The sequence below is a fragment of the Nitrosomonas mobilis genome (genome assembly GCF_900103035.1).
Classification (GTDB): Bacteria; Pseudomonadota; Gammaproteobacteria; order Burkholderiales; family Nitrosomonadaceae; genus Nitrosomonas; species Nitrosomonas mobilis.
On sequence record NZ_FMWO01000084.1, the window covers coordinates 1 to 7,684 of the forward strand.

A 7,684-nucleotide genomic window follows, 5' to 3' on the forward strand; every position below is an offset into this window, starting at 1 on the left:
TATCGAGTTTAAGAGGGTAACCTTCTTCATGCAGCGGAACGGCGCTGCCCCGGTTTTCGGTTTCTTTTTTTGTTTCTACTTCTGTGTGAGATTTTTCTTTCTCACTATATTTGTCCACAATCCTTGCTCCGCCACCACTCGCTGTACGGTATACCTGATCTGGCGTGTCGTAGCCCAGCGATTGGTGCGGTCTTTCTGTGTTGTAAAGCACAAAGTATTCTGTCAGACCTATCAGCAATTCAGGCATCGTGATGTAACCTTTCAGATACACGTCCTCGTGTTTGACGCTGCGCCAGAGCCGTTCCACAAAGATGTTATCCAGTGCCCGGCCACGCCCGTCCATGCTGATGGCGATTTCTTTTTTTAACAGCACGCCAGTAAAAGCTTCGCTGGTGAACTGGCAGCCCTGATCGGTGTTGAATATCTCGGGCGTTCCATATGTCTGCAATGCCTGCTCCAGGCAGTCCACACAGAATCCGCTATCCAGCGTATTCGATAACCGCCACGACAGCACTTTACGCGAGTACCAGTCGATCACGGCCACCAAGTACACGAACCCGCGTGCCAAGCGGATGTATGTGATGTCCGTACTCCATACCTGATTGGGGCGGATCACATTCACGCCTCTGAGCAGGTACGGATAAACCTTGTGCTGCGGGTGCGGGCGGCTGGTATTCGGCCCCGGCGCCATGCCGGCAAGGCCCAGTATGCCCATCAACCTCTGTACGCGCTTGCGGTTGATCTTGTAACCTAAACTACGCAGATAATGCTTGATCTTGCGGCTGCCGTAAAACGGATGACGTGTGTATTTGGCGTTAATCAGTCCCAGCAGTGCCAATTCCTGCTCGTCCGGTTTTGCGGCCATGTGCGGCGCATAGACCGTGGAGCGGTTAACTCCCGCCAGTTCGCATTGCCGGGTCAGCGCCAGTGGTTCGATGGCGCTGACCCATTACTTGCGGTTTTCTACTGGCTGATCCCGGACTTTTTTTTGAGCCAGTCCAGTTCCATCTTCAACCGCCCGATCTCGGAATACAGGCGCTCCGGGCTAGCTGACGGGTCGGCAGGCTTTGGACCGCGCTTGGAATCAAACAGGCTGGATGCCTGCTCTTGCAGCTCCTTCTTCCACATACCAACCTGTGTCGGATGAACCCCAAACTCCTGGCCAATTTCGTTAACCGTCTTGATGCCACGGACCGCTTCAAGTGCCACCTTGGCCTTGAACTCGCCACTAAAATTCTTGCGCTTCGTTTCGCTCATAACCTGCTCCTCAATTGCAGCAGGTTACCACCTTAATTTATTGTCTGAAAATCGGGGGCCTATTCTGCACAACATCGGGTGTTACTCGCGGTCAATTTATAGCTATTGTCGCCAAGTATCTAAAGAATAATCCTGAGAAATGGAATATGTCAGCTGATTCAATCGTGTTCTATGCAATGAAAGAAGCTTTTCCGTGCAAAAAGTAATGCACCTAACATCTCAATCCACCGGACCGTCAAAAAGCTGCACTTTTTGCAGTCCGGTGATTTCCAACGTTAGCTGTTTAGGAGAATCTTATGCTACCCGGAGATGTTTTACTTGTAACAGGTGAAGGTAAGTTATCCTCATCCCTTATAGCTGCGCAAAAAATAATTTACCTTAACGTTAGTTCTAGTCACGTTGAATTTAGCTTGGGAGACGGAGTCTTTATACATTCAACTAATGACAAAGGCGTCCATTTAACTTTATTAGTTGATGAAGATACAGCTTGTGATCATAAGTGGAGGGTAATCAGACATAAATCAATCACTGAAGCAGGCTCGGACACTGACAAGCTTCAGAAAGCTGGCATGTACTTTTATGCACAAAATTATAATAAAGTCTTCATGGGGTCAGGCAACGAGTCGTCATCATTTTGCTCGGAGTTAGTCGCTAAGGCCTATGCACGAGCTGAGATTGAAATTATTGGAGGAAAGCCTCCAAGTAAAGTAACACCAGCTCATTTCGATAAAGAAGCTGATAATTTGAATGATTGGGTTGATGTCACCGAGGAATATCAAAAAATTCTAGCCGACATGAAGGAAAATTATTTTATGTATAGGATGGCTGCAAGTACTTTAAGTGCATTCATGACAAAACGCAAAGTACTTGAACCGTATCGTCAAAAAATTATCGAGCGTCTCGAAAGTGATTCAACTGAGAATAAAGAAGTAGCTAAAAAATATAGAGAAATGCTAGCAGGAAGAGAATTAAAATATTGGCACGAAAAAGACAGCTAACAAGTCGTTTGGCTCTGTTGCAAAAAATAGCGTTGGCTAGAGTAAATCTCTGATATTTTTGATTATGCGGTGTAAATATCGAATTGTCTTTCAATAAGACGGATTTCTCCTATGAGACCTTGCCCATATTTCCATGCATCCATCTGTCCTTTCTTGAACATGTGCATGAGTTCAAACCCCTTGATCGTTGCATAGGCGGTCTTCATGGATTTGAACCCGCGTACGGGATTTATCAGCTGTTTGAGTTTTCCATGATCAGCCTCGACAATATTGTTCAAGTACTTTACCTGCCGGTGTACCGTATCCTCAGGGCATTTCCCTTCTTCCTTCAACTCATCAATGGCAGGCGGGCAAGCCTATCGAGCTTCCACACCACCAGTGTATCTCCTGAGCGCATATATTCTAATGCTGCTTTTAATTCATAGCGGTCGCGCTGCGCCCCTGATGCTTTTTCGATAAAAAGCTTAACGCATCCAACTTTATTTAGCGCATCAATCTGTAATTCTGGGTTCTGGTCTTGCGTTGAAACGCGAGCATAGCCAACAAACATCTTAATTCCTCCTAAAACTCATTCCCATGTTAGCTTTTTAGATGCCATGTTTCAAGAGATAGTTTTAAGATATAAAAACGTCTATTTTTGGACATTTTTCAGTGAAGCATTGGCGTATCTTAAAAACCTTCGTTTTTAAGAAAACCTACTGTACGCTTTCAAGGCGTACATATTGCTTGTAGGATAATTTTAATGTACTATTTCAATGTGTACAACTATAAGGGCCTAACCATGCCTAGAATTCCAATAGAAACCAATGACCGTATGTCATTACGTATCGCATCAGAAGAGAAATCTCTGCTGATGCGGGCAGCCGCATTGCAGCACACTAATTTGACCGAGTTTGTGATCAACAATGCAGTCTCAGTGGCTCGCAAGATCATCAACGAGAACGAAATACTGGAACTGAACGAGAGAGATAGTTTGCATGTTCTGGATCTTCTGGATAATCCTCCGGCACCCAATGAAAAATTGATGTCTGCAGCATTCTCCTTACCAAAACGAGCATGACGCTTCCGGCCTGGCACGAAGAACCTATCGCCAAGTATCATGATCGGATCGCTTTCAACTGCGGTGACGATACCTTGAATCAGTTTTTACATTGCCATGCAAGGCAGAGCCACGAGAAAGGAGGAGCAAAAACTTATATTGCCGTTCCTGATAGCGACAATAAAAAGGTACTTGGATTTTACAGTCTTTGCCCGGCCTCAATTGCTTACGAACTAACTCCGGAAGTGATTAAACGTGGCTTGGCTAGACATGAAGTACCGGTATTCAGGCTCGGACGCCTGGCGGTGGACGTATCAGTACAAAAACAAGGACTAGGGGGACAGTTATTGCTCGCAGCAGGAAGACGTTGTCTTTTGGTTGCAACACAGGCGGGCGGTGTAGCACTTTTGATTGACGCCAAGAATAAGCAAGTTGCTCAGTGGTATACCAGTTATGGCGCTGTTCCATTATTGGATGCACCTTTATCTTTGTTACTACCTTTCAAAACTATCCATGCGGCACTGACTGCTGCAGGGAAAGTGTGATGGGATCGATCAAGCGTTCCGGCCTGCAGACATAATCTGGATCCGCATGATTTGCAAACCGGGTCGTATAGTTCAGCAACTAAAAATAGATAATGATAATTATTTGTATTAAAAAATAACGGAAGTGTAAATGGTCATTTAGCAGGAAACTGCTTATTTACTTTTGGAGTAAAGATGACTACACACAAATTCCTACCTACCGACTTAATTGATAGTCCGTTGGCTGATTACAGAAAACCAGAACATTTAACCAGTGAGAATCGTCTTCTCAAGCAACTCACCAAAGCGCTGGTTGAACGTGTCCTACAAGCAGAGATAACCGAGCATCTTGGTCACGATAAGCACGAAACTGTAACAAATTCCACTGGCAATGCAAGAAATGATAAAAGTCGTAAGACCCTAAAAGGTGAATTCGGTGAATTGCCCATCGAGATTCCTCGTGACCGTTAAGTCAGTTTCGAGCCACAAATTATTCCCAAGCACCAAACTTGCTGAGTTGGCTTTGATGACAAGATCATCTCGCTTAATGCGACAGAGCCGTTTTTTTTCTGGCGTTTTTCTCTTTGACATCTCATAAACTCTTTAAGCATATGTAAATATTTATTTATACTTTTCACGTATCTATACGCTTTTAATTGTCCCTGCTCTATAGCTTCCTTTAAGGAGGGTTATTTCCGTCCCCTGCCCCGGTGTTCTTTGATAAGTTTCACTTGTTCCTGCGAATTTTTTTCAGCAAAAATATGCAAGGCGGCTCGGACAATATCTGATCCGGAAGGCTGTGAGAGTCCTTCGTCTGGATTATTCAGATAAGCCCTCAAAACATCATTGATAATGTTGCATTCATCTTGAAATAAAGAAAATGTTTTTGTAATTATTTTCTTTTTTTTTGGTGCGGCTTGCCGACTTTGGAAATCATTTTGCTCGGCAACAGCCTTTATAGCTTCCTTATCTGGCTGTGGTTTTCTAAGAGACGTTTTTTTCTTCCCCTGTTCTGTCTTAAATCTATCAAGATCGATGCCTGCAAAGGGATCTACAGGATCATTTTTTGTGTTGCTCATGCCACACCTTTAAATATTTTAGGTTTTTTGGGTTGTAGACTGTCTAATTTTTGGATTGCCTCGGCTGCAAATTCAGCAGAATTTTTACGGGCCTTGTCTAATCCACTGACTTGCGAATCTCCTAGTTGAGCTAATGTACATGTATGGTCAAAAACAGCTTTAAAAGCTTCGCGTTCGTTTATTTCCACGATGAAAGATTCAACCTTGTTTGCCCCTAAACTCTCAAGCATTCGCTTTAATCCTTTGCTGCGAATGGCAAGGCTGGTTCGCGTCAAAAGTAATGCTACGGGAATTTCACGCCGAGCTACACTGGATTGCCGCTTGACCAGGGAAAGGGCCTTTGCCGCTTCTCCTGCGTCCAGTGTCGAACGCTGTGAAGGCACAATGACCAGATCAGCCCTTGAAATTGCATAAGCAACGGATAAATTTGCGGTTCCCTCAAGATCAACAATAACAAAATCACTTTCTCCTGCTGCTGTGTCGATATCATCAAGGATAGATTCCTCATTTTTGTTGACCATGATAGTAAGATTATTGGCCTTCCCTCCCCCTTTCCTCCAATTTTCAATCGGATGATTGGGGTCTGCATCAACGATGGTAATACTCATATTTCTGTTGGCAAGCTCTGTTGCCAATAGAAAAGCGGAAGTGGTTTTCCCCGCACCACCTTTTGGACTGGCAAATACAATAACAGGCATAGACTCTCCTTTTTAGTCATGAAGTTCATAGTTATTAACTATGAAGAAAACAATTATTAAGTTGTGATGATCGTAATTAATAACATAATAATTATTATGTTATTAAGAATCCCACATTGCACTACTTTTGTCCAGCGGTTATTAAGTTAATATGATAATAACTTCATAGTTATTAATTAATAAATTATTAGTTATTAAATTAATAACTATGAAGTTAATAATTGTTATTTTAATAACACTTCTTTACGTACAAATTTTATAAAGTTGTGAACTATAACCATGGTTTAATTTAGGCTCACCACATTAAATAGTGAACCCACAACCAGTGATCCTTGGCGCTGTCAAAGTGATGTCAGTATCAGAACGTCAGAAGGGTGAAATTATGCAACGTGAATGGAGGAAACTCACAGGAGTGTTACAACGCTGACGTACGCGCAGGGCAGGGCACTGAAGGAAGAATTGGTTGCCGAGGACGAGGAGGCAGCGGTGATCGAGGCGATCGAGATAAAGAGTAAGTCTGTGGCGTGCCCTTGCCGGCGTTTATCATATCCAGAACGCCAATGCCTACGACAGTCGTCTCAAGATACAGATGCACCGATTCCATGGCGTCTCCCCCAAGTACCTCGATTCTTATCTTCCTTGGTTCCGCACCCTTGAACGGTCAACTCTGGCCAACGCATCGCCTGCTTCATAAAAACGCTCACGGCAGATAAGGAATCCACCCACGCCTAAAGGCTTCCTCTTGGATCTCACGTGGCGCATGTCGGACATCAACAATAAGACCGTTCACCTGGATTAGCCAGACTATTGGATTGTCTGCCATACGGCTTGGGAGGGTCCAGTTTGGGTCAGCCTGTCCAGACTTCAACAACTTCATAATCGCTGTCGATTTCGCAGAGCCTGTTTTCGGGCTGAGACCAAAGTGCTGGCACAACTCATCCGCCCGCATGTGCGGCGTCTGGCTCTTGTCGAACAGAAAGTTTACTCGGCCCACCGAGTAAACAATGCCACAGGCCCACGTATTGGTTTTTCCAGTGACTACCGGCGATGAACGCTTGCAGCAAAGCTTGGTTGTCATGCGCCTACAAAGGTCCTGATACTCTTTGTTCAAATGCTGCTGGCAGAACTGATCCGTAAGCGCTGCAATTTCGTCGTATTTTCCCTGCAGCACAGCTGGCACTCGCTCTGTTTCACTCATAATGTATCCTCTGATTCACAAAGGGATGCTGGATTTGGCTGCCTTCAACCCGTTTTTCTTAAGCCAATTATGCAGTTTTGCGTCAGTCTTATGATAGCGCTTGGCAATAAACTTCTGAGTCGAACCGTTCGCTAACGGGGTTTGAAGTCCTCCGGTACGGAAACGTACGCGAAGGGAAACCAGACCCGCTTTAGGGCTCTGTTGCAAAAAATAGCGTTGGCTAGAGTAAATCTCTGATATTTTTGATTATGCGGTGTAAATATCGAATTGTCTTTCAATAAGACGGATTTCTCCTATGAGACCTTGCCCATATTTCCATGCATCCATCTGTCCTTTCTTGAACATGTGCATGAGTTCAAACCCCTTGATCGTTGCATAGGCGGTCTTCATGGATTTGAACCCGCGTACGGGATTTATCAGCTGTTTGAGTTTTCCATGATCAGCCTCGACAATATTGTTCAAGTACTTTACCTGCCGGTGTACCGTATCCTCAAGGCATTTCCCTTCTTCCTTCAACTCATCAATGGCAGGACCGAAAGTCGGCGCTTTATCTGTATTAATTGTCTGCGGATGTGCCCATGGTTTTATGGATTTGAGCGCTTTGCCTAGAAACCGTTTGGCGGCTTTCTTATTACGGGTAGGTGAAAGATAGAAATCAATCGTGTCACCGTGCTTATCAATAGCTCGGTACAAATATGTCCATTTCCCTTTAACCTTCACATAGGTTTCATCTACCCGCCAGCTGTAGCCCATCGTCGGCTTGTAGTACCACCGCATGCGTTTTTCCATTTCGGGTGCATAATGTTGAACCCAACGATAAAGCGTTGTGTGATCGACTTCAAATCCACGCTCCAACATCATTTCTTCCAATTCACGATAGCGAGGTTGCCA

General features: G+C 44.5%; 9 protein-coding genes and 3 pseudogenes. 5 read left to right on the forward strand and 7 right to left on the reverse strand.

The features are described from left to right. Positions 1-91 precede the first annotated feature (91 nt). A pseudogene (locus tag NSMM_RS12720) lies at positions 92-1,257 on the reverse strand (IS3 family transposase); the annotation flags it as partial. A 14-nt stretch (positions 1,258-1,271) separates the two neighbouring features. On the opposite strand from NSMM_RS12720, the gene NSMM_RS17200 reads away from it, so the two are divergent. Both NSMM_RS17200 and NSMM_RS12725 read left to right on the forward strand, forming a co-directional pair. Beyond that, a complete protein-coding gene (locus NSMM_RS17200; protein ID WP_176753970.1) occupies positions 1,272-1,463 on the forward strand; it encodes a Rap1a/Tai family immunity protein in 192 nt (63 codons plus the stop codon). Between the two features lie 90 nt (positions 1,464-1,553). Continuing rightward, the gene (locus NSMM_RS12725; RefSeq protein WP_090287998.1) at positions 1,554-2,255 is read left to right on the forward strand and encodes a hypothetical protein; all 702 of its coding nucleotides are present in this window, start codon (positions 1,554-1,556) and stop codon (positions 2,253-2,255) included. A gap of 62 nt (positions 2,256-2,317) precedes the next feature. On the opposite strand, the pseudogene NSMM_RS12730 reads toward NSMM_RS12725, so the two are convergent. After that, positions 2,318-2,599, reverse strand: a pseudogene (locus NSMM_RS12730) (DDE-type integrase/transposase/recombinase); the annotation flags it as partial. Beyond that, positions 2,584-2,805, reverse strand: a complete 222-nt coding sequence (locus NSMM_RS12735) for a recombinase family protein (protein ID WP_218121123.1) — start codon at positions 2,803-2,805, stop codon at positions 2,584-2,586. The pseudogene NSMM_RS12730 and the gene NSMM_RS12735, both read right to left, overlap by 16 nt. Positions 2,806-3,036: 231 nt before the next feature. Between NSMM_RS12735 and NSMM_RS12740 the strand changes: the two genes are divergently transcribed. From NSMM_RS12740 to NSMM_RS12750, 3 genes and pseudogenes are all read left to right on the forward strand, one after another. Further along, a complete protein-coding gene (locus NSMM_RS12740) occupies positions 3,037-3,315 on the forward strand; it encodes a type II toxin-antitoxin system TacA family antitoxin (RefSeq protein ID WP_090288009.1) in 279 nt (92 codons plus the stop codon). Further along, a complete protein-coding gene (locus NSMM_RS12745; RefSeq protein ID WP_090288000.1) occupies positions 3,312-3,839 on the forward strand; it encodes a GNAT family protein in 528 nt (175 codons plus the stop codon). Before NSMM_RS12740 ends, NSMM_RS12745 begins: the two co-directional genes overlap by 4 nt. Positions 3,840-4,013: 174 nt before the next feature. Further along, positions 4,014-4,331, forward strand: a pseudogene (locus tag NSMM_RS12750) (transposase); the annotation flags it as partial. Positions 4,332-4,507: 176 nt separating this feature from the next. Here NSMM_RS12750 and NSMM_RS12755 read toward each other — a convergent pair. The 4 genes from NSMM_RS12755 to NSMM_RS12770 form a co-directional block, all read right to left on the reverse strand. Continuing rightward, on the reverse strand, positions 4,508-4,897 hold the full coding sequence (locus tag NSMM_RS12755; RefSeq protein WP_090288002.1) for a hypothetical protein: 390 nt from the start codon (positions 4,895-4,897) through the stop codon (positions 4,508-4,510). Continuing rightward, positions 4,894-5,595: a ParA family protein gene (locus NSMM_RS12760; protein WP_090288003.1), complete on the reverse strand. Its 702-nt coding sequence runs from the start codon at positions 5,593-5,595 to the stop codon at positions 4,894-4,896. Before NSMM_RS12760 ends, NSMM_RS12755 begins: the two co-directional genes overlap by 4 nt. Before the next feature lie 700 nt (positions 5,596-6,295). Next, on the reverse strand, positions 6,296-6,793 hold the full coding sequence (locus NSMM_RS12765) for a DUF6398 domain-containing protein (RefSeq protein ID WP_090288006.1): 498 nt from the start codon (positions 6,791-6,793) through the stop codon (positions 6,296-6,298). A 246-nt stretch (positions 6,794-7,039) separates the two neighbouring features. Continuing rightward, positions 7,040-7,684 (reverse strand): IS6 family transposase (locus NSMM_RS12770; RefSeq protein WP_090288008.1); only part of this gene is annotated, 645 nt, incomplete at its 5' end.